Source organism: Flavobacterium sp. T50_26, assembly GCF_057652995.1.
Genome location: NZ_JBYFCC010000018.1, coordinates 1 through 23403 on the forward strand (window position 1 = coordinate 1; position 23403 = coordinate 23403).

Sequence of the window (23403 nt, forward strand, 5' to 3'; positions counted from 1 at the left end):
AAAGTAGCTACTACAGTAGCTGTAATGGTTACCGTAAAATCTACCGGTATTGCACATTCAAATAATTCTGCATCCGGTGTAAAAGTAAACGTAAATTCACCTGCTACACTCGTGTCTACAACTCCTTCCGGTGTGATGCCCGTGCCGCTCCAAAGACCTGTGATGTCATTAAGCGAAGTTAATGGTAAGACCGTTTCTGTGTTGATACATACTGAAACAGGATCAAAAGTTGGTTCTAATGTGCTAATTGCATTCAACATAAAGTTGACTACATCAAAACAATTATTGCTATAAATACTTGTTACTCTAATAAAAATTTGTTGCTGTACAGGAACTGTATTTGTAAATAATTGCGAAATATCTATTGGATTAGATCCAATATTTGCATTGGCAACGTTTACATGGAAAGTAACTGTAAAGAGAGTTGGGTCTAATGTTCCAAGAACTTCTTGTACCAAAGGTTGTAAATCGAAAGCTGCAAACCCTGGATTTTCAGCGTCTTCACATTTAAATAAATCTGCTGGAGCTTCAACATCAACAGCATTTCCTAACGTTACATTAACTTCATCAAGAACAACATAGGTTGTTGATCCTTCTGCAGCATTAACTTCAACCTCAACTCTATACACATTAAACCCTAGCGTATTAACTTGAATCGTTTGTGTGTATTCGTCTGTACTTATAATTGTAGGTGTAATTTGGATATCGTTTTCAAACCAAGTATAACCCACAACAGCAGTTCCTGAAGGATTTGATACTGTAGCTGTAATCTCAGTGCTATCTGCACAAATAAATTTATCATTTCCTAAAGTTACTTGAGCATCACAATTTGTAGAACCTGTACTTGATGCTAATTCTTGTAAAAATATTTGACCTTGAGCTCCATTAAAATTAGTAATCAAAATGGCATACACCTGACCAGCTTGAGCATTTTCTATGGTTAAGGTTTCAATAAAATCAGGGTCATAACTACAATCTACTATATTTCCAAAAGGATAAAAATTGGGATTACCAGTGTTGTTTGGACATGTAGGACAATCTACTAATTCAACATTCCCACAAGCATCAGCTAAGCTTCCAAATGGGCCAAAAGCAACAAAATCAACATCTAATCCTGTACCTGTTGGCACACCGTTTGTAAATTGAGTATTTTGGACAAGACTATAGAACAAGTCTCCCGGCTCATCTACTTGTAAATAATACCACACTGGATTTGGTGTTGAACCTAAACAAGCTACTTGACCATATCCTGAACCTGCTCCTAATCCAAATACGTTATCAAAAATAATAGCGTTGTCTGCGGTAGTAGCACAGAAAGGATTTGCTTCTAATACATTGTTTTCCTCTGTTTCAAATGGTGTTAAAACCCAAGAGCTATAACCTTCTCCATTGGCACAAACTGCTCTAACAAATAATGTATATTCTGTGTTTTCTAATAATCCCCCAACCTCAAAATTGTTAATTAAAACAACTTCTCCATTGGCTGGTATGGGGGAACCCACTGGCAATACTGCTACTTCCCAACTTGTTTCATCACTTCCAGGAACCCAGTTAAACAAACCACCTGTAGAAACAGGACAGATATTAAAATCGGTTGGTTTATCACAAGCAGGCCCAGGACCGCATATTACATTTGCAGCCCAACCATCACGTACTCCACTTGAATCACTAATAAATCTAAAAGTTAAACATCCTCCAGGAGAAGACGATTCAAATGGTCCCGGAATAGTAGTGCCCCAATAACCTCCTGTTAAATTAGCATTAGGTCCAAATCCATTACCCAGACCACTATTAAATTGTGGAGCAGATGTTGAATCTCCATCATAAACATATAATGCATCCCATCCATTTTCAAGGTTAAATGAGTTGAATAAAACAGTAACAATATCTTCTGTTGAATCGGGACAAATAGTGATTGTATAATCTAAATTATTTAAGTATTGACCTGCAGAACCTCCAACGTCTGTAAATGTTCCTCCACAAGCAGGCGGTACCTGAGCCGTAGTTGCATTTACACCTTGAGACCAACCGCTTACATTACCGTTTGCACAGATTAATCTAACATAAAATCGATAACATGTGTCCGGATTCAAATCAGAAACAGGTAACGAGTTGGTGTCTGTTGGAAACCATCCGGTTGCAGTATCTGTTGGAGCTGGTGCGGTACAAGGAAGATAAATAACGTGATATTCTTCTACATCCGGAACTGCTGTCCAAGTAACTGTTGCAGTTGTTGGCTCTATATCGTTAATCACAATTCCTGAAGGAGGTAAACATTCTACCACACCACATTCTACTAATGAATCGGTATATAAAACTGTACCAGCTAAAGCTCCTGAGTCAAATGGTGTTGTATGAACTATTTGACCTGAATCATTAATTATTTGAACTCCTACCTCATTCGAAAATGTTCCACCACTTACCCAGAACAAATCAAAAGGTAAACCGTTACACAATTGAACAGTAAAATCAATTGGATTTTGATTATCTGCATCGAGGGGTCCGGTAATTGTGGCAACAACTATTCCGTTTTGTCTAACTTGCATTGTTGCTCCGTTCCAACCATCTCCAAAACGATCTGTTGTTCTAATAATATAGGCACATTGATTTTCAACAGCACAAATAGCGGTAGTAAAGGTTAAAGCAGAAGTCCAAGGACTAATTCCTTCCGGACAAATAGCTCTAATATAAACATCATATAAAGTTCCTGCTTCTAAATCTGGAATTAAAAATGGATTTTCCGAAGTTAAGGTTCCGGTTGAAGCTTCGGTTGGTGGTGTTGATGGTGAAGGCAACCAAATTACTTCATACTCTGTAATATTGGCAACAATATCCCATCTCACTTCAGCAGAAGTATTAGAAACTTGTCCAGCAACAGTTGTTAAACCAGTTGGTGCCAAACATTCCGGCACACCACATTGTACTAATGAATCTGTGTATAAAACTGTTCCTGCTAAAGCAGCAGAGTTAAAAGGAGTTGTATGAACAATTTGTCCAGAGTCGTTAATAATTTGTATACCTACTTCATTATCAAAGACTCCTGCCACTGACCAAAACAAATCAAAAGGCAACCCATTACAAAGCTGAACAGGAAAGTCTATTGGATTTTGATTATCTTCATCAAGTGGTCCTGTAATTGTAGCAACCACAATACCATTTTGTCTAACTTGCATTACTGCATCATTCCAATCATCTCCAAAACGATCAGTAGTTCTAAATATATAGGTACACTGATCTGCTGGCTCACAAACCGTCGTGTTAAACACCAATGGTCCAGACCATGCACTAAATGTACCATCACCACAATCTCTTCTTACCCAATATTGATAAAGAGTAGAAGCTGCAATTGGTGTTGTATCGAATAATTCAGTTACAGTAATGTTCTCAAAACTATTCGTTTGAATACCTGCTCCAGCTGGAATATCACTTCCTGCTGTTTGCACAACATATTCCCAAGAAGTTGCTCCGTTTTCATCCCAATTTAAAATTGCACTCGATTGTCCACCTACTGCTTCTAAATTAGTTGGAGGTGGGCAGTTTACTTTTTGTATCGTTAAACCGTATGCAATTGTAGAAGGTGTTCCACTTGTTGAAATGACAATATAATAGGTTTGCCCGTTAACTACCGGTAAATCTATTACGCGAGGTGCTCCATCAGTACCAGAGGCACCGGCAATACAGCTTACCCCTACATTGTTACAACTATTATAAACAAATATACCCGAGTTGTTTCCGGTTGGAGTCATGGTAATATTAACCACACCATCAAAATCAGCCGTATAACTATAGTATACATTATTACCATTTAAAAAGTTTCCGGCTGCTCCACAGCCTGTACCCGGACTTCCATCAATATCATCTGAATAATTTGATGTATTGTCTGTTGTAGAATAAGGTAAACCTTCAGTAATTGGTATGGCCGAATCACATGTTAAACCAGGTGAAGATGTTGTAAAATTCACTGGACCTACCCATTCGCTATTGCTTTCAGAACATTTTGCTCTTACATAAACAGCATATTGTGTTGATTCATTTAAAGTTGTTGTAGAATAAGTTGTTTCCGGACCTACTTCTACACCAACTCCTGTGGGTGTATTAGGAAATTCAACAATTTCAACTTCAAAAAGTTCAGCTCCGCCTGGATTATCCCAAGTGATTGTTGCACCTACCTGGCTAATCCCACCAACTTCTATATCTTCTGGATTAATACATCTTTCTACTAAACGAATATCATCAATAATCCATCTGTCTCCTGTTGGTGTTGCAGTTGGTTGTGTTACTAACATCACGAAGGCAATATAAACGTCTTGGCCTGCATAGCCTGCTACACTTAAATCGACTGTCTTTTCTTCACAAATATTGAAAACTTGTGTCAACTCTTCTTCTGTCCATTGAGCAACAATCTGAAAACCACTGTTTTGAGAAACTGTTGACACGCGAACTTGGTAAGTTGTATTGTCAAAACCGTTAATTGTAGAACGGGTTGAGAACACGAGTTGTCCATTTGCAGGAACTGTGGCCAATGACGACACTAACCATTTTTCTGAGGTGTTTCCGACACCAATGTTTTCTCTACCATTTACAAAAGCAGAAATAGTTCCCTCACAAACTGTAGGAGGTGTTGTAACTGCGTTTATGGTAGCCCATTGAGCGGCACCGAAAGCATTGTTGTATCTTGTCCATCCCGCAGGTATCCCACCCTCAAAATCTTGAGGTATCTGTGAATACGCAACCGAGCCTGTTAACAAGAACAACAGTAATAGTAATGTAATTCTTTTCATAAATGAAAGTTTAGGTTGTTTTGAAAATTTTCCTTGTAGGTTTAGAGAGCCAAATTTAACAAAAATTAAGAATTATGTAACATTATTTTAATTTTTAACTAAATAATTCAATAAATAGGTTTCTTTTGTTTAAACAATTTGCTCTAAAAAACCACTGAATTGCTTAATTTTGCAAGACATTTAATTGTATATGCTAGAAAAAGAAAAAATAAATTTTGAAAAGACTGTTGTAGTTGGAATTGTTACGAAAGAACAAGATGAATCTAAATTGAACGAATATTTAGACGAATTGGAGTTTCTTACTTTTACTGCAGGCGGTGAAGTGATTAAACGTTTTTGGCAACGACTTGAAAAAGCTCACCCTAAAACGTTTGTTGGAACCGGAAAAATAGAAGAAATTCATAAATATATTGTTGAAAACGAAGTTTCTACCGTGATTTTTGATGATGAACTTTCGCCTGCTCAACAAAAAAATATAACTAAAATTTTAGATTGTAAGGTGTTAGACCGAACCAACCTAATTTTGGATATTTTTGCTCAACGTGCCGAAACTTCCTATGCCAGAACACAAGTAGAATTGGCTCAGTGTCAATATTTACTTCCCAGATTATCGGGAATGTGGACGCATTTGGAACGTCAGCGAGGTGGAATTGGAATGCGTGGCCCAGGTGAAACGGAAATTGAGACGGATAGACGAATTGTGCGTGACCGAATTGCTTTGTTGAAAGAAAAAATCAAGACGATTGACAAACAAATGTCGGTACAACGTGGAAATCGTGGCTCGTTGGTTCGTGTTGCGTTGGTGGGATATACCAATGTGGGAAAATCGACGTTGATGAATGCCGTTGGAAAAAGCGATGTTTTTGTAGAAAATAAATTGTTTGCTACGTTAGATACAACGGTTCGAAAAGTGGTGATTAAGAATTTACCTTTTTTGCTTTCGGATACGGTTGGTTTTATTCGAAAATTGCCGACTCAGTTGGTAGAATCGTTTAAAAGTACGCTGGATGAAGTTCGCGAAGCCGATTTACTACTTCACGTTGTTGATATTTCGCATCCGGATTTTGAACATCATATTGCATCGGTAAATCAGATTTTGCAAGATATTAAAAGTGCCGATAAGCACACAATTATGGTTTTTAATAAGATTGATGCCTACAAACCTGCTCAATTTGATGAAGATGATTTGATGATTGAAAAAACATCTAAACATTATTCATTGGAAGAATGGAAAGCCACTTGGATGAGTAATGTGGGTGAAGATCGTGCGTTGTTTATTTCGGCGACGAACAAGGAGAATTTTGAAGAATTTAGAGAAAAAGTGTATGAAGCCGTGAGAGAAATTCACGTGACTCGTTTTCCGTATAATAAATTTTTGTATCCGGATTATAAGGATGCTGTGGATGAGGAATAGTTGATAGCACAGACTGCGACAGGGATTGAAGTGAAAAACTTTTTTGATTTTTTACTTACAAATGCCTGAGCGAGGAAGCGACCAACGGAAGCTACCACAGCCGGAGCAGTTGTTGAAAAAAATCAAAAAACTTGGAACGGAAAGCCCGGCCGTTCGCCCCAAAAAATTCCTTAGTGTGTCATTTCGACGAAGGAGAAATCACATAACGCTAAGCAAAAATTGTGTTAGTTACTTTATGTGATTTCTCCTTCGTCGAAATGACACAGATTGGGGATAAATTATATTATTAAAATCCGTAATTCACCCCCACTCCCAACACTTGACGGGTTTGGAATCCGCGAAATGCATTGTCATCATAAATGGTTTGGAAAGACAGGTTGGTGGATAGGAATTTGTTGATGGTCATCACGATATTTAACTGATAATCAACGTCTACGTTTTGTGGATCTTCGAGATAATTGGAATATAAATTCAAGATATTTTCGGCAGATACGTTTTCGAATAGGTTGAATTTATAGTATCCTGCCGCATAGAAACCGAGTTCGTAACGCATTGATTTGTTTGCATCTACACCAAAATAACTTCCGTCAACATAACCGGGAATGGAAGTATAATCTTTGTCGACAAACGTGAATTTTGATGATAATGGTGCTAAGTTGAACTTTAGATTATCGCTTTTTTTCCACATCATACCCGGACCAAAGGTTAGGTAACCCGGCGATAAGAAATTTGTGTTTTCGGTTCTGATTTCTCGTCCGTTTGCATCGGTTCCGTATACAAATCCTTTTGTGAATTGGGTTCTGAAATTTAAAAAAGCGGAGTAATACCAATAACCTCCGGCTTTTTTCCCGGCAAGAGAATTGAACTCGAAACGGTCGTCGGTTTTCTTTTCAAACTCTGAATTTTTGGTTTTTACGATTCCGTAGGAAGCAATTACTTTGTTGTCCCAAGACCAATCGTCGCTTTTGTAATTGAAATCGTAGTTGAGTCCGAGATTTCCTGAAATATTGTTTTCACCACCGGCAACCCAATTTTCAAATGTTGATTGATTGAATAAGAATGAGATGTTTCCTTTTTTGATCCAACCGTTGGTTCGAGTAGTGTCGTTGACGGCTTTAACCACTTCTTCGACACTTTTTACTACTTCTTGTTGGGCTGCTACATGAAGCCCAAACATCAAACTAAGTGCAATTATTACTTTTTTCATCCTTTAAATTTTAAGATTTTGCGGGACAAAGTTAGTAATTGTTCTAAATTTAACAATTTTTTCTGCTTAAAGGCCGACTATTTTTGAGCTTTATATAACGGAACAGCCGAACAAGCTTCGCCAAACATAATACTTTTGGCAACTTTTTGAAGTTGCTGAATTGCAAAAACATAGGCTGTTTCGGGAACAGGCTTTTTGGAGCAACCTTTTAGGATAACCGGTTTTCCTTGGTAAACTGAATAATCTATTTGATTGAGAATTTCACTATATAATAAGGTGTCGATTTCTTCTTTTTTTCCTAAAATGATTTTTTTAGCAAAGGGTTGAAGATGAACAGTAACTAAAATGGTTGCCCAAGCCGGCAAAATGGCATCTGTAGAACAATGAATTGCCACAAAATGGTTTTGATACTGTGACCAATCGTGGTTTTTTAATGCTTCGCGGAAGTTTTTTTCTTTTAACAAAAATCCGTCTTCAAGCCATTGAGCAATATCGATTTGTGTTCTGATTCCGGAAGGATAATAATCCTCTAAATCGAACACTTCTAAGGAAGAATTGGCTACTTTGTTGATGATTTCGTTCATTTCTGTTGTCGGTTGTCGGTTCTCTGTTATCAGTTGTCTGTTATCGGTTGTCTGAAAAACGGATAACGGACAACTGACAACCGATAAATGCCTTACAGCATCCCCAATTCTAATTTTGCTTCTTCGCTCATTAAATCTTTGCTCCACGGTGGGTCAAAAGTGATTTCGACTTCGCACGATTTTACGGCATCGAGTGATTTTATTTTTTCTTCGACTTCTCTCGGCAATGTTTCGGCAACAGGACAATTGGGTGATGTTAAAGTCATTAACACTTTTACATCATTGTCTTCGTTGATCATTACGTCGTAGATTAATCCGAGTTCGTAAATATCGACTGGTATTTCGGGGTCGTAAATTCCTTTAAGGACTTTTACAACTGATTCGCCTAGGTTTATTTCGTCTTTATATTCTTCCATTTTGTTTATTTAAAAAAATTGACTGTTTTCTTAACCATATAAGTAGTATAAGGGAATATAAGTTAATCCCAAATTTGATTATATAAGTTATTAATATACGTTTTCTGGCCTTCTTTGTAAATGTTTGTTACATTAAAATTAATTAATAAGCCGATTGGTATTTTTAATAAATTCATGTAAGATAAAATTTGAGCTTCAAAAATCGGCTTCATTTCTGTAACTGATTTTAATTCAACCACTAATTTTTCTTCAATTAAAAAATCACACCTTAATTCAGCATCAACCTCAATACCTTTATATTGAATAGGTATCAATAATTCCGATTGAAATTTAATTTTTCTTAATTCAAGTTCGTGTTTAAGACATTTGTGATAAACACTCTCAAGTAATCCGGGACCAAGGCTTTTATGAACTTCAATTGCCGCTCCATTCACTTGATAAACTAAATCTTTTACATCTTGTTTTGTATAATTCATAAATCTTATAATATCTTATATGGCTTATATGGTAAAAAATTATTGCTTCGCTTCAAAAGCTAACGCATACATTTTTATCTGTTTTATCATCGAAACCAAACCGTTTGCTCGTGTGGGAGACAAATGTTCTTTTAAACCAATTTCATCAATAAAATCGGTGTTGGCTTCTAAAATGGCTGATGGTTTTTGGTTGGAAAATGTTCGGATTAAAATGGCGATGATTCCTTTGGTTAAAATAGCATCGCTATCGGCTGTGAAAGCAATCTTTCCGTCATGTTCTTCACCTTGCAACCACACTTTTGATTGACATCCTTTGATGATATTTTCGTCGGTTTTATATTTTTCATCAATCAACGGCAATGATTTTCCGAGTTCGATGATGTATTCGTAGCGTTGCATCCAATCATCAAACATTGAAAACTCGTCAACGATTTCGTCTTGTATTTCTTTAATTGTCATTGTTTTCTGTTTTTACAAACGAAACTATTTTGTTTACAAAAGCTTCAATCTCAACTGGTGGACTGTCATGGTCAAAAGTTTGTGATTGATAAACTTTTCCGTCATATACAATTCTCACATTAGCCATTGCTGCACCATCATAGAATCTTTTTTCGGCTGGTCCTTTGTAATTTTCCAATTGATTTAAGTCTATTTTCAAAAACAAATCGGCTAATTCTTTAAAATCTTCTTTTGCTAATTTGTAGTCTTTTGCCTTTTCATCTCGTTTTCTAACAATCGAAAGGGTTTCATTCTGAATTTGTATATTAACATAACTTCCTCTCGAAAGGGCTTGGTATTCGATAGTGGTTTTTTTCATCTCTTCTTTTTCCTTTTGACTACAATTGCTTGCTAAAAAAAGTGAAAGGAAAATCATTGTAATAGTTTTCATAATCTGTTTTTTAAGACAACATTAGTTTTGCTTTTTTAACGGCTTCTACCAAGGCATCAATTTCTTCTTTGGTGTTATAAAACGCAAACGAAGCTCTCAATGTTCCCGGAATTTGATAAAAATCCATAATCGGTTGAGCACAATGATGTCCGGTACGAACCGCTATTCCTAACTTGTCAATTATCGTACCAACATCATACGGATGAATGCCATCAATGTTAAACGAAATTACGGAAGTTTTTTGAGATGCTGTACCATATATTTTTAAACCTTCAATTTCTAATAAACGTTTGGTTCCGTATTCCAACAATTCGTGTTCATAAGTTGCAATGTTGTCAAAACCAATTTCATTGAGATAGTCGATGGCCGTTCCCAGTACAATTCCACCCGCAATGTTTGGTGTTCCGGCTTCAAATTTATGGGGTAATTCGGCATACGTAGTTTTTTCAAAAGAAACGGTCGCAATCATTTCGCCTCCGCCTTGATAAGGTGGCAATTTGTTGAGCCAAGCTTCTTTTCCGTATAAAATTCCAGTTCCCGTTGGTCCACAGATTTTGTGACCGGAAAACACATAAAAATCACAATCCAATTCCTGAACATTTGGTTTTAGATGCGGAGTTGCTTGTGCTCCATCGATTAAAACGGCTGCTCCAACTTCGTGGGCTTTTTTAATCATCCATTTGATTGGATTGATGGTTCCCAACGCATTGGAAATATGATTTACAGTTACAATTTTGGTTTTTTCTGAAAGTAATCGTTCGTATTCTGAAAGAATTAATTCTCCCGATTCATTCATCGGAATCACAACTAATTTCGCACCGGTTTTTTCGCATAGCATTTGCCACGGAACGATGTTGCTGTGGTGTTCTAGGGCAGAAACCATGACCTCATCTCCATGTTTTACGAATGAAGCAAATCCATTCGCAACTAAATTAATTCCGTGCGTTGTTCCGGAAGTAAAAAGCACTTCGTGACTAAATTTTGCATTAATATGTTGTTGAATTTTCAAACGCGAAGCTTCATACGCATCCGTAGCCAATTGACTCAACGTGTGCACACCACGATGAATATTGGCATTAATTTCTTTATAATAATTAGCTTCTGCATCAATCACCACTTGTGGCTTTTGTGAAGTTGCTGCGTTATCGAAATATACAAGCGGTTTTCCGTTTACTGTTTGAGAAAGTATCGGGAAATCGGCTCTAACCTTTTGAATGTTTATCATTTTTTATTTAGAAAAATTCTAAATACAAAAGTAGTAAAAAGGATTGCGTATTAGCCATGAATTCACGAATTTTTATGAATTGTATGAACTGAAAATGTGAACGATTGATTTTCATTTGAGATAATTTTATACATTGCAGGAAATAAATTTCACATGAAAAAATTCTTCAAATTTCTTGGTATTGCTATTTTGCTTTTAATTGTTTTTGTTGGCGTTTCAACTTATCCAAAATTAGATATTGTTTCTGGTTTTTCGGCAAAAAGTGTCGCTTCCGGTCATTTTATTGATGGAAGATCGCTGGAAATTATTGAAACCGGCGATAATGACATTGAAACCGTTCGCCTCGCTAAAAATGAAATTAATGAGCAAGGAAAATTTGTCATTTCTTCCGCTTTTGGATTAAAAAAACGAAAAGCCATTTACCGAGAAGGTTTGGGTGCCACTTTGATAAACGATGATTTTGATGAAACAAAACCGTATTTGGTTCCGAAACGAACGAAAGTTGATACCAATTTGCCTTTTCCTTATGGAAATCTTGAATCAAAAGATTCAATTTTCACGGAAGTGAATTATGAAAAACTGAATCAAGCAGTTGCGAATGCATTTGATAAAAAAGGTGAAAAAATTAAAAGAACAAGAGCTCTTTTAGTGATTTATAAAGATAAAATCATTGCCGAAAAATACGAAGACGGTTTTTCTAAAAACACTAAATTTTTGGGTTGGTCGATGACGAAAAGTATTACGGCAACTTATTTTGGAATTTTGCAACAGCAAGGAAAAATTGACATTAACAAACCTGCTCCGGTGAAAGAATGGAAGAATGATGAACGTTCAAAAATCACTTTGCATAATTTGATTCAAATGAATTCGGGTTTGGAATGGGAAGAGGATTATGGTAAAATATCGGATGTCACGAAAATGTTGTTTTTAGCGGATGATATGGCGAAAGTTCAATTGGAAAAACCAGCTGCTTTTAGACCGAATACGCATTGGAATTATTCATCCGGAACAACGAATTTGTTGTCGGGAATTTTAAGAAGACAGTTTGCTACTCATCAAGATTATTTAGATTTTTGGTATGCTTCGTTGATTGATAAAATCGGTATGCATTCGATGTTGATTGAACCGGATATGACCGGAAATTTTGTTGGCTCATCCTATGGTTGGGCAACAGCTCGTGATTGGGCGAAATTTGGCTTACTTTATTTGCACGAAGGCAATTGGAATGGTGAGCAGATTTTTGATAAAAGTTGGGCGAAATATGTGGCGACTCCTACACCCACTTCCAATGGAGAATATGGTGGTCATTTTTGGCTAAACGCCGGTGGAAAATATCCTGATGTGCCGAAAGATATGTATTTCTGTGGTGGATTTCAAGGTCAGAAAGTAATCATTATTCCATCGAAAGAAATGGTAATTGTTCGTTTTGGATTGACGGAAGATGAGGATTTTGATTTTAATGGGATGATGAAAGATGTTATTTCATCTATTAAGTTATAATTTAACCACAAAGAACACAAAGTAAAAATCGCAAAGGACGCAAAGTTTGAATAAATTACTGAATTTCAAAAGAATAAATTTTCCTGAAGTTCAATACAGTCAATCCTCTAGCCCCGATTGTAGTGGAAATAAAAAAGTTCCGAAAAAATCGGAACTTTTTTATTGCAACGGAAAGCGGGAATATGGTTGGCTGAAAATGCCCGAGCCATTCGCTTCTAATAATTTAAAAATAAACCTAGATTATGTGATTTCTCCCTCTGGTCGAAATGACACAAATTGCGGTTAAACTTTACAAATCAAAACCCAAATTCACACCCAGTTTCATCGCAATAATCTTTGTGATGCGTTGTTTTAACTCGGGTATTTTGATGCTCTCGATGACTTCGTTGGAAAAGGCATACATCAATAATGCTTTGGCTTCTTTTTTCGGGATGCCGCGTTGTTGCATATAAAACATCGCACTTTCGTCTAGCTGACCAATAGTGCAACCGTGTGAACATTTGACATCATCGGCAAAAATTTCCAATTGTGGTTTGGCGTTGATGGTGGCTTTGTCGCTTAATAAAATGTTGTTGTTTTGCTGAAAAGCATCGGTTTTTTGGGCTTCTTTTTCTACGAAAATCTTTCCGTTGAAAACGCCGGTTGAACTTCCGCCTAAAATAGTTTTATAGTTTTGATGGCTTTCGCAATTTGGTGTGGCGTGATTCACTAATGTGTAATGATCCACGTGTTGCTTGTCGCCAATAATCGTAATTCCTTTTAAAGTTGAATCGATTCGTTCGCCAAAATGGTAGAAATTCAGGTTGTTTCTGGTGATGTTTCCACCAAAAGAAAAGGTATGCACCGCTACTCTACTCTCTTGTTTTTGAGAAATATAAGTGTTGTCAATCAAATTGGCGGTTTGTTCGTCGTTTTGAATTTTATAATAATCGACAATGGCTCTTTTTTGAGCAAAAATTTCGGTTACTGAATTGGTCAACACCGGATTACTGTTCAAACTTTGATGACGTTCGATGATTTGCACGTGAGCATTTTCACCTACAATAATCAAATTTCGAGGTTGAACCATCAACGCACTTTCAACCCCGGTAGAAAAATGAATGATTTCAATCGGTTTGTCCGCCACTTTACTTTTTGGGATGTTGATGAACGCTCCTTCCTGTGCAAATGCAGTATTTAAGGTCGTTAAACTCTCGTCTTTGCTGGCGATTTGGTTGAAATAGGTATCCAAAACCATTTTGTATTTTGGCTTTGTCAGCACCGAAGAAAGTAAGCAAACATCAATTCCTTCGTGCGTGGTTGACGACATAAACGAACTGAATTTTCCATCGATAAACACTAATTTGTACGTGTCAATTTCGTGTAGAAAAAATTTCTTGACATCTTTAAATTCAATTGAATTTTCTCTTTTTGGAAAAACAGAAAAGTCGTTTTTTAATACGGTATTTAACGATGTATATTTCCAAGCTTCCTCTTTTTTGGTTGGGAAACCTTTGTTTTCAAAGTTTTTTATGGCAGAAGTTCGAATGTCGTGTAACTGTGCAGTTACATCAACTTTTTCTTCGAAAGCCATGAAGGATGAAATTAATTTTTCTTTTAAATCCATTTTAAATGTTGAGATTTTAAAAATCTACAAATATTTTATCATAAACCATTAAGGTATTAAGTTTCATTAAGTGTTACAACTTAATTTCCTTAATCTCTTAATGGTTTAAAATTAATTTTTAAACTTCTTGTTCTTGTTTTATCCAGTCGTATCCTCTTTCTTCTAGCTCAAGAGCCAGTTCCTTGCCGCCGGATTTTACGATTTTTCCGTCCATCAAAACGTGTACGAAATCAGGGATGATATAATCTAATAAACGTTGGTAATGCGTGATTACTAAAACGGCATTTTCTTGGCTTTTCAATTTATTCACGCCATTTGCTACAATTCGCAAAGCATCAATATCTAAACCTGAATCGGTTTCATCTAAAATGGCTAATTTGGGTTCCAACATCGCCATTTGAAAAATTTCATTACGTTTTTTCTCTCCACCCGAAAAACCTTCGTTTAACGATCGGGATAAAAATTTACGATCAATTTCTAATAATTCTGATTTTTCACGAATCAATTTCAGCATTTCGTTGGCTGGCATTTCTTCTTTTCCGTTAGCTTTTCTGCTTTCGTTGATGGCTGTTTTCATAAAATTTGTTACCGAAACTCCAGGAATTTCTACCGGATATTGAAATGATAAGAAAACACCTTTGTGAGCTCTTTCCTCAGGAGCTAAATCAGCTAAATCTTCGCCTAATAATTCAACAGAACCCTCTGTTACTTCATAATTTTCATTTCCGGCAATTACAGCGGAAAGTGTACTTTTTCCAGATCCGTTTGGACCCATAATTGCATGAACTTCTCCTGCTTTAATTTCAAGGTTGATGCCTTTTAATATTTCTTTGTCTTCGATGGAAGCGTGTAAATTTTTTATGCTTAACATTTTTATTTTTTTAAACCATTAAGGTATTAAGATTCATTAAGTTTTGATTTCTTTTACTATTCGTAATGTCCTTTTAGAGACAAAATATTTAAAATTTCGATTGTGTTTTCGTCGATTAATTGATAAATAATTCGGTGTTCTTGATTTATTCTTCTTGACCATTTACCCGAAAGTTGATGTTTCAAAGGTTTTCTGGTTTTCCTATGCCTTCAAAAGGATGTAATTGAATATCTTCAATCAAAGCTGAAATTTTATTCATTATTGCTTTGTTTCCAGATTTTTTCCAAAACTCACGATCTTTTTGAGCCTTTTCAGAATAAACTACTTCCACAAATCTTCCAATTTTATTTTCACACCTTTTCCGTCTTTGATACTTTGTTCTGCTTCCAAAATTTCTTTAACAAATTCGGGATTATATGGTTTCTCTATTTTTTCAACAATTTCAAAACCAAGTGACTTTGCCAATTTTTTTAAAAGTGGAAAATCTTTTTTCTTTACGTTTTTTAAAATTATATCCATAACTTTTAAATTTAATTATCCTACCGAACCTTCCAACGAAATCTCTAGCAACTTCTGAGCTTCAACTGCAAATTCCATTGGTAATTTATTCAATACTTCTTTGCTGAAGCCGTTTACAATTAACGCAATTGCTTTTTCGGTTGGAATACCACGTTGATTGCAATAAAAAACCTGGTCTTCTCCAATTTTAGAAGTAGTTGCTTCGTGTTCAATCTTGGCAGATGTGTTTTTACTTTCGATATACGGAAAAGTGTGTGCTCCACAATTATTTCCCATCAAAAGCGAATCACATTGCGAAAAGTTTCGGGCATTATCTGCATTGGCACTAATTCGAACCAAACCTCGGTAACTATTTTGCGATTTCCCGGCAGAAATTCCCTTGGAAATGATGGTTGATTTGGTGTTTTTTCCCAAATGAATCATCTTTGTTCCTGTGTCTGCTTGTTGGTGATTATTGGTTACGGCGATTGAATAAAATTCGCCAATTGAGTTATTTCCTTTTAAAATTACTGATGGATATTTCCAAGTTATGGCTGAACCTGTTTCAACTTGTGTCCAAGAAATTTTTGCGTTTTTCTCGCACAAACCTCTTTTAGTCACAAAATTAAAAACACCGCCTTTTCCTTCTTTATTTCCGGGATACCAGTTTTGAACGGTTGAATATTTTATTTCCGCGTCATCCATCGCAATCAATTCAACTACAGCGGCGTGCAATTGATTTTCGTCACGGCTTGGAGCGGTACAACCTTCCAGATAAGAAACATAGCTTCCTTCATCAGCTATCAAAAGCGTTCTTTCAAACTGACCGGTTCCGGCTTGATTGATTCGGAAATAAGTGGATAATTCCATCGGACATTTTACTCCTTTTGGAATATAACAAAAACTTCCATCTGAAAAAACGGCGGAATTCAAAGCCGCATAAAAATTATCTCGTTGCGGAACTACCGTTCCTAAATATTTCTGAACTAAATCCGGATGCTCTTTGATAGCTTCAGAAATACTCATGAAAATGATTCCTTTTTCAGCCAACGTTTTTTTGAAAGTCGTAGCTACAGAAACAGAATCAACCACAATATCCATCGCCACATTGTTCATTTTCTTTTGTTCATCGATCGAAATTCCGAGCTTTTTGTACATTGCTAGTAATTCCGGATCAACATCGTCTAATGTTTTATTTGGATCTGCTTTTTTTGGAGCGGAATAATACGAAATCGCTTGAAAATCGGGTTTTTCATAGTGAACATTTGCCCAATCCGGTTCAATCATTTCTTGCCAAGCTCGAAAAGCTTCCAAACGCCAGTCGGTCATCCATTGCGGTTCTTCTTTTTTCATAGAAATCGCTCGGACAATGTCTTCATTTAACCCAATAGGAAACGTTTCCGAGTCTAATTCGGTGTAAAATCCATATTCGTATTCTTTAGTTTCGAGTTCAACTTTTAAATCGTCCTCTGTATATTTTGCCATTTTTTTAATTTTTTTAAACCATTAAGAAATTAAGTTTTCTATCTCAATAGTTTAGTTTTTAAAGCGAAAAACTTTCCCCGCAACCACACGTTCTGTTCGCATTAGGATTGTTAAACACAAAACCTTTTCCGTTTAAACCTCCTGAAAATTCTAAAATTGTTCCTGCTAAATAAAGGAAACTTTTCTTTTCAACTGCCACTCGTATATTGTTGTCTTCGAATACTTTATCGTTTTCTCCAATTTCTTTGTCAAATTTTAAATCATAAGACAAACCGGAACAACCACCACTTTTTACGCCTACGCGAACGTAATCTCGGGCAGCATCAAAACCATCATCTTCCATCAAATTGATGATTTTCTTTTTGGCTGTATCTGAAACTTTAATCATTTGCTATTTTGATTTTGTCTAAATTAACTGCAAAGATACATCAAAATAGGAATTTTAAAAGGATTCCTAACATTTTTATAACGAATGGATCGATAGAAAATAGTTATAATTCCGCTTTAAAAAGGTAAGTTTTTAGTAATTTGCGAAACATTTTACTATTAAATCACAATTATGAAACTATACCCCATTGAAGCCGGAAATTTTAAACTAGACGGTGGAGCCATGTTTGGCGTTGTCCCTAAAACCATTTGGAACCGAACAAATCCGGCAGACGAGAACAACCTCATTGACATTGCCGCTCGCTGTTTGTTGATTGAAAACGGAAATCGATTAACGTTGATTGACACCGGAATGGGCAATAAACAATCGGATAAATTTTTTGGTTATTATTCGCTTTGGGGCGAACATTCATTAGATAAATCGTTGGCAAAATATGGTTTTCATCGGAATGATGTAACGGATGTATTTATGACGCACCTTCATTTTGATCATTGCGGTGGCAGTGTAAATTGGAATAAGGATAAAACCGGTTATGAAATCGCTTTCAAAAATGCAAAATTCTGGACGAATGAAAATCATTGGGAATGGGCAACCAAACCTAATTCTCGGGAAAAAGCTTCTTTTTTAAGTGAAAATATTTTACCGATGCAAGAAAGTGGTCAGTTGAATTTTATCAAAAGACCAACTAGTGATTTTGGTTTTTCGGAAGAAATGGATTTCGGCATTTTTTATGCAGACGGTCATACTGAAAAACAAATGTTACCTCACATCAAATACCAAGACAAAACCATTGTTTTTTGTGCGGATTTGTTGGCTACGGCAGGACATATTCCAATTCCGTATGTGATGGGTTATGATACAAGACCCCTTTTAACGTTGGATGAAAAAGCGAAATTTCTAACAACCGCTGCCGAAAACAACTACTATTTATTTTTAGAACACGATGCTCACAACGAAATTATCACTGTTGAAAAAACTGAAAAAGGCGTTCGTTTGAAAGAGGTTTTTTCGTGTAAGGACATCCTAAACCTTTAAAATTCAATCATTCCAAATTGTTAAACTTGTACTAATTATTTAATTGATATATCAATTATTGATAAATCATTTTTAATTTTGATTAAAATTATAATATGGAAAAAATAAGTAGTGTTATTTTTTATTCTATGGATCAAAGTATTCGAACGTATAGAATGTTTGCCCAAAAACGATTAAAAGACAACGGATTAAAAATAACGATAGACCAATGGCTAGTACTAAAAACAATCAACGAAAACCCGGATATTGCTCAAAATGAATTGGCTGATATGGTTTTTAAAGACAATGCTTCCGTTACTCGAATCATCGAATTATTAGTAAAATCAGATTATTTAGAACGAAAAACAGATCAAAACGACAGAAGAAAATCAGTTCTTAAAATTACAAAATTGGGTTCAAAAACCATCGAAAAAGTTTATCAAGTAGTTCAAGAAAACCGTCAAATCGCACTAACCGGAATTAATCAAGCTGAGTTAGAAATTGTGGATAGGGTTTTGAAAAAAATCAGTCGAAATTGTAAATAGTTTCAATCATCAATCAATCAAACTGCAACCGCAGTAAAAACGAATTAGTTATGTTACGAATTATCACCTATTTAGTGATGTTAAGCTTGTCGGTTATAACATCCTTTTATTCTGCTTAAAGTCAAATGGCAGAAACCTTTTCAACTAACGAAATCTTTGTATCGAAGATATACCGGTTCAATATTTAGATAATTATCATAAAAAAAATCAAAAATGAGTGGTTTTAGAACTTCTTTTTATGAAATTTGCCTTTTACATTAAATTTACAAAACATTAACTATGAAATTGATACGTTCAACAGCATTTACTCTTTTATCTGCTCTAATTTTAACCGGATGTAGTGCTTCAAAATCATCCTTTACCAACTTAAAACCATTATCTTCTGAAACGGTTCCATTAAAAAACAGTAAAATTTCTGATGCAGAATTACTGCGTTGGAGTCATTTAGATTTAATAAAAGATACGATTCCCGGTATGAGTGTAGATCGTGCTTACGAAGAATTGTTAAAAAATAAAAAAGGTCAAAAAGTAATTGTTGCCGTAATTGATAGCGGAACTGATATTGAACACGAAGATTTAAAAGGTCGTGTTTGGACCAACGCTAAAGAAATTCCAGGAAACGGAATCGATGATGACAACAACGGTTATATTGACGACATTCACGGTTGGAACTTTTTAGGCGATGTGGTTAATGAAACGTTAGAGTTAACTCGTATCGTACGAAAAGGCGACGATGGTTCTGAAACCTATAAAAAAGCTTTAAAAAAATTGGAAGAAAAAAAGCAAGAAGCATTAACCAACAAACAGCAAATCGATTTTATTGTTGCGGCTGACAAAGGAATTTTAGAACATTTGAAAAAAGAAGATTACACCTTGCAAGATGTAAAATCGATCTTAACCACCAATCCAACATTGGGAAATTACAAAATGGCGATGATGCAATTTTTAGCTAATTCTTCCCGCGAAGAATTTATGAAAGGTGTAAAAGAATATGAAGAGCACATTTATGATCAATTAAATTATAATTTGAATACAGAATACGACGGAAGAAAAGTTTTAGGCGATAACTACGAAGATTTTTCAACCAAATTCTACGGAAACAACCAGGTTTGGGGTCCGGATAAAAAACATGCTTTACACGGAACGCACGTTGCCGGAATAATTGCTCAAGTGAGAGGAAATAATTTAGGTGGCGACGGTGTGGCAACTAATGTAGAAATTATGGCCGTTCGTGCCGTTCCAAATGGAGATGAGTATGACAAAGATATCGCTCTTGCCATCAGATATGCGGCTGATAACGGTGCAAAAGTAATCAACGGAAGTTTCGGAAAAGGATTTTCTCCTCAAAAAGAATGGGTTTACGAAGCAATTAAATATGCCGCAAGCAAAGACGTTTTATTCGTTCACGCTGCCGGAAATGATGGTGATGATTTAAACGTTGTTGAAAGCTTTCCAAATGATCGTGTAGGCAATAATGAAATTGCTGATAACTTCATCAAAATTGGTGCTTTAAACTTTGATTACGGTGCTAAAACTGTCGCTGAATTTTCAAACTATGGAAAAACCGATGTGGACGTTTTTGCTCCGGGAGTAAAAATTTATGCTACCGTTCCAAATAACAAATACGAACACCAACAAGGAACCTCAATGGCTTCGCCAAACGCAGCTGGAGTTGCGGCTTTAATTCGTTCCTACTATCCAACATTAACCGCTCCGCAAGTGAAAATGATTTTGAAAGAAAGCGGTGTTTCCATCAACAAAACTGTGGTTGTGGCTGGAGATCCAACAAACAAATTACCGTTTGCGGAATTATCCACTTCCGGAAAAATTGTGAATGCGTATAATGCTTTGTTGATGGCGGATAAAATGGCTAAATCATCGGGAAACGTTTCAAAATAAATCCTTAAATCTATTTTTATGAGAAAGGCTTCTTTACTCCTTTTTATTGTTTTTTCTACTTTTCTTTCCGCCCAAAACAATCCAAATCCGGGCTATTGGCAACAACAAGCCGATTATAAAATGGATTTCTTTATGGATGTGAAAACCTTTCAATACAAAGGAACTCAGGAATTAGAATACACCAACAATTCACCCGACACACTTCGCAAAGTGTTTTATCATTTGTATTTTAATGCGTTTCAGCCGGGAAGCGAAATGGATATTCGGCTACAAACGATTACCGATCCCGATAAACGAATGGTAAAAAGTTTTAAAGTGGGTGAAAAAGAAGTCAAAGAAAGTAGAATTTCCACTTTAAAACCGGATCAAATTGGGTATTTAAAAATCACTAACTTCAAACAAGACGGTCAAGTGGCCACAACAAAAGTAGTTGGAACCATTTTGGAAGTTACTTTAGTAAAACCAATTCTTCCTAATTCAAAATCAACATTTACATTAGATTTTGACGGACAAGTACCGGAGCAAGTGCGTCGTTCTGGTAGAAATAGTGCCGAAGGTGTGGCTCTTTCAATGACGCAATGGTATCCGAAAATCTGTGAATTTGATTTTGAAGGTTGGCATGCCGACCCTTATATCGGTAGAGAATTTCACGGAGTTTGGGGAAATTATGACGTTAAAATTTCAATTGATAAAAATTACACAATTGGTGCTTCGGGCTATTTGCAAAACAAAAACGAAATCGGTCACGGCTACCAAGACGAAGGTGTAGAAGTAAAACATCCTAAAAAAATTAAAACCCTAACGTGGCATTTTGTAGCTCCAATGGTGCACGATTTTGCTTGGGGTGCCGATAATAATTACATCCACGATAAAATTATCGGAGAAAACGGTGTTGAGCTTCATTTCTTCTATAAAAATGATAAAGAAATTATCGAAAACTGGAAAGCTTTACAACCAAAAACAGCGGAATTGTTAAGCTTTTTCAATAAAACAATTGGCGTTTATCCGTACAAACAATATTCCGTGATACAAGGTGGCGATGGCGGGATGGAATATGCCATGTGTACCCTCATCACCGGAAAACGTTCGTTAGGAAGTTTGGTGGGCGTTACTGCTCACGAATTGGCTCACACCTGGTTTCAACATGTGTTGGCAACTAATGAAAGTAAGCACGAATGGATGGACGAAGGTTTTACCTCATTCATCTCCGATTTGGCGATGACCGAAGTAATGCCTCCAAAAAACAAAAAAGAAGACGATAACCCGTTTCAAAGTGCCTACAACAACTATTTCTATATGGTGAGTACCGGTCGTGAGCAACCGCAATCTACGCATGCCGATCGCTATGATGAAAATATGGTTTACGGTATTTCATCCTACAGCAAAGGAACGGTTTTCTTAACCCAATTGGCTTATGTGATTGGTATGGATAACATGTTTAAAACCTTAAAACGTTTTTACCACGATTACAAATTCACGCATCCTACACCAAACGATTTTAAACGCTCGGCTGAACGCGTTTCGGGAGCGGTTTTAGATTGGTATTTGGTGGATTGGACTCAAACGACGAACACGATTGATTACGCCATTAAAAACATAGACGACAGCGGCAAACTAACCCTCGAACGCATTGGAAGAATGCCTATGCCGTTGGATATTTTAGTTGCCTATGAAGACGGAACCGTAGAAAGTTTTTACATCCCCAACCCATTAATGCGATGGGAAAAAGAAAACCCTTACCCGCAATTGAAACGAACGGTTGTAAAAGGATGGGATTGGGCTTATCCAACGTATGAATTGCCACTCTCACAAGCAAAATCTAAAATTAAATCGGTGGTGATTGACCCGAGTGGTTTAATGGCCGATGTGAATCAAGAGAATAATAGTTATCCTGTAGCGAAATAAAAAAAATCCGGACGTGAGTTCGGATTTTTTGTTTGTATGATTCGAGGTCGTCCCGATAATTATCGGTATCGCAGAGCTTTTTGCTTTATAAGAAGACTTTCGAGAGCTGGATTTTTTGAATTATATCTAACTACTAAACGGAAACAACTTTCTTAAAAAGATTTTAGTTAAACCATCCAAAAGGATCTTCTCTTTTTGCTTTAATTTCTAGGGTATCTTCTATGCCGTCATTATTAAAATCGGCTATTCTTCGAACAATAAAATAGTCATCGTCAATAGAAATTACAGTATATATCAAAACTAATTGTTCGCCAAAATAAAAAATTAATTTGTCGCCATTCACTTTCCATTCTAGGTTGGTTTGAGAAACAGAACACTCATCGTTTACATGAATTATTTCATCGTATAAAAAACGTCTGCCTTCAGTATTAAAAAAGCCAAAAACATCTTTTGTACAGTTTGGATTATGAGGATAAGGAAACGTTTCTCCATTAAAAGTCATGGTTTCATATACCCACGCACCTATCATTTTGCTTGTGTCAAAAGAAGGATAATTGATGTTTCCTCTTTCTACAGGTGTGTACTCATCTTTAGAACAGGAAACTAGTCCTAACAAAAGCAGTAGTAGAATCTTTTTCATTTTTGTGTGTTTTCAATTTTATGACAAAGATAAAAAATTGATTCTATTTGGTTAAAAGCC

22 protein-coding genes are annotated in these 23403 nt (G+C 35.9%); 6 read left to right on the forward strand and 16 right to left on the reverse strand.

All coding sequences use genetic code 11. The features are described 5' to 3' along the window. Nucleotides 1-4781, reverse strand: a 4781-nt coding sequence (locus AC23MC_RS11425; protein ID WP_487568490.1) for a fibronectin type III domain-containing protein, incomplete at its 3' end; no start/stop codon positions are given. A 190-nt stretch (nt 4782-4971) separates the two neighbouring features. Between AC23MC_RS11425 and hflX the strand changes: the two genes are divergently transcribed. After that, nucleotides 4972-6195 (forward strand): GTPase HflX, encoded by a 1224-nt coding sequence (hflX, locus tag AC23MC_RS11430; protein ID WP_487568491.1) that lies wholly within the window; start codon nt 4972-4974, stop codon nt 6193-6195. A gap of 286 nt (nt 6196-6481) precedes the next feature. Here the strand turns inward: hflX and AC23MC_RS11435 are convergent, their stop codons facing one another. The 7 genes from AC23MC_RS11435 to AC23MC_RS11465 form a co-directional block, all read right to left on the reverse strand. Continuing rightward, nucleotides 6482-7402 (reverse strand): DUF3078 domain-containing protein, encoded by a 921-nt coding sequence (locus AC23MC_RS11435; protein ID WP_487568492.1) that lies wholly within the window; start codon nt 7400-7402, stop codon nt 6482-6484. Nucleotides 7403-7479: 77 nt separating this feature from the next. Beyond that, nucleotides 7480-7986 carry a DUF2480 family protein gene (locus tag AC23MC_RS11440; RefSeq protein ID WP_487568493.1) on the reverse strand — a complete coding sequence of 169 codons (507 nt, stop codon included), beginning with the start codon at nt 7984-7986 and terminating at the stop codon, nt 7480-7482. Between the two features lie 92 nt (nt 7987-8078). Further along, entirely contained in the window at nt 8079-8402 is a 324-nt protein-coding gene (locus AC23MC_RS11445; protein ID WP_291092549.1) for an SUF system Fe-S cluster assembly protein, read from the reverse strand. Nucleotides 8403-8464: 62 nt separating this feature from the next. After that, on the reverse strand, nt 8465-8878 hold the full coding sequence (locus tag AC23MC_RS11450) for a GxxExxY protein (protein WP_396151314.1): 414 nt from the start codon (nt 8876-8878) through the stop codon (nt 8465-8467). Nucleotides 8879-8917: 39 nt separating this feature from the next. Continuing rightward, nucleotides 8918-9337 carry a SufE family protein gene (locus AC23MC_RS11455; RefSeq protein WP_487568494.1) on the reverse strand — a complete coding sequence of 140 codons (420 nt, stop codon included), beginning with the start codon at nt 9335-9337 and terminating at the stop codon, nt 8918-8920. Beyond that, a complete protein-coding gene (locus tag AC23MC_RS11460) occupies nt 9327-9767 on the reverse strand; it encodes a hypothetical protein (protein WP_487568495.1) in 441 nt (146 codons plus the stop codon). The genes AC23MC_RS11455 and AC23MC_RS11460 overlap by 11 nt, the downstream gene beginning before the upstream one ends. Before the next feature lie 10 nt (nt 9768-9777). Beyond that, nucleotides 9778-10992 (reverse strand): aminotransferase class V-fold PLP-dependent enzyme, encoded by a 1215-nt coding sequence (locus tag AC23MC_RS11465; RefSeq protein WP_487568496.1) that lies wholly within the window; start codon nt 10990-10992, stop codon nt 9778-9780. Between the two features lie 153 nt (nt 10993-11145). Between AC23MC_RS11465 and AC23MC_RS11470 the strand changes: the two genes are divergently transcribed. Further along, entirely contained in the window at nt 11146-12492 is a 1347-nt protein-coding gene (locus AC23MC_RS11470) for a serine hydrolase domain-containing protein (RefSeq protein ID WP_487568497.1), read from the forward strand. A gap of 289 nt (nt 12493-12781) precedes the next feature. Here AC23MC_RS11470 and sufD read toward each other — a convergent pair whose 3' ends face one another. The 7 genes from sufD to AC23MC_RS11505 all read right to left on the reverse strand — a co-directional run bounded on the left by sufD (nt 12782) and on the right by AC23MC_RS11505 (nt 17340). Then, entirely contained in the window at nt 12782-14098 is a 1317-nt protein-coding gene (gene sufD / locus AC23MC_RS11475) for a Fe-S cluster assembly protein SufD (protein WP_487568498.1), read from the reverse strand. 118 nt (nt 14099-14216) lie between these two features. Further along, on the reverse strand, nt 14217-14969 hold the full coding sequence (sufC, locus tag AC23MC_RS11480; RefSeq protein ID WP_188361478.1) for a Fe-S cluster assembly ATPase SufC: 753 nt from the start codon (nt 14967-14969) through the stop codon (nt 14217-14219). 56 nt (nt 14970-15025) lie between these two features. Then, a complete protein-coding gene (locus tag AC23MC_RS11485) occupies nt 15026-15154 on the reverse strand; it encodes a type II toxin-antitoxin system YoeB family toxin (protein WP_487568499.1) in 129 nt (42 codons plus the stop codon). Beyond that, nucleotides 15151-15300 (reverse strand): type II toxin-antitoxin system YoeB family toxin, encoded by a 150-nt coding sequence (locus AC23MC_RS11490; protein ID WP_487568500.1) that lies wholly within the window; start codon nt 15298-15300, stop codon nt 15151-15153. The genes AC23MC_RS11485 and AC23MC_RS11490 overlap by 4 nt, the downstream gene beginning before the upstream one ends. After that, on the reverse strand, nt 15291-15488 hold the full coding sequence (locus AC23MC_RS11495) for a DUF2683 family protein (protein WP_248436333.1): 198 nt from the start codon (nt 15486-15488) through the stop codon (nt 15291-15293). The genes AC23MC_RS11490 and AC23MC_RS11495 overlap by 10 nt, the downstream gene beginning before the upstream one ends. 15 nt (nt 15489-15503) lie before the next feature. Continuing rightward, a complete protein-coding gene (sufB, locus tag AC23MC_RS11500) occupies nt 15504-16952 on the reverse strand; it encodes a Fe-S cluster assembly protein SufB (protein WP_487568501.1) in 1449 nt (482 codons plus the stop codon). A 58-nt stretch (nt 16953-17010) separates the two neighbouring features. Continuing rightward, nucleotides 17011-17340 (reverse strand): HesB/IscA family protein, encoded by a 330-nt coding sequence (locus AC23MC_RS11505; RefSeq protein WP_188361480.1) that lies wholly within the window; start codon nt 17338-17340, stop codon nt 17011-17013. Between the two features lie 171 nt (nt 17341-17511). On the opposite strand from AC23MC_RS11505, the gene AC23MC_RS11510 reads away from it, so the two are divergent. The 4 genes from AC23MC_RS11510 (at nt 17512) to AC23MC_RS11525 (ending at nt 22703) form a co-directional block, all read left to right on the forward strand. Continuing rightward, nucleotides 17512-18375 carry an MBL fold metallo-hydrolase gene (locus AC23MC_RS11510; protein WP_487568502.1) on the forward strand — a complete coding sequence of 288 codons (864 nt, stop codon included), beginning with the start codon at nt 17512-17514 and terminating at the stop codon, nt 18373-18375. 95 nt (nt 18376-18470) lie between these two features. Beyond that, nucleotides 18471-18899: a MarR family winged helix-turn-helix transcriptional regulator gene (locus AC23MC_RS11515; RefSeq protein WP_487568503.1), complete on the forward strand. Its 429-nt coding sequence runs from the start codon at nt 18471-18473 to the stop codon at nt 18897-18899. 279 nt (nt 18900-19178) lie between these two features. After that, on the forward strand, nt 19179-20798 hold the full coding sequence (locus AC23MC_RS11520; RefSeq protein ID WP_487568504.1) for a S8 family peptidase: 1620 nt from the start codon (nt 19179-19181) through the stop codon (nt 20796-20798). An 18-nt stretch (nt 20799-20816) separates the two neighbouring features. After that, entirely contained in the window at nt 20817-22703 is a 1887-nt protein-coding gene (locus tag AC23MC_RS11525) for a M1 family metallopeptidase (protein WP_487568505.1), read from the forward strand. A 163-nt stretch (nt 22704-22866) separates the two neighbouring features. On the opposite strand, the gene AC23MC_RS11530 is transcribed toward AC23MC_RS11525, so the two are convergent. After that, nucleotides 22867-23343: a hypothetical protein gene (locus tag AC23MC_RS11530; RefSeq protein WP_487568506.1), complete on the reverse strand. Its 477-nt coding sequence runs from the start codon at nt 23341-23343 to the stop codon at nt 22867-22869. Nucleotides 23344-23403 lie beyond the last annotated feature (60 nt).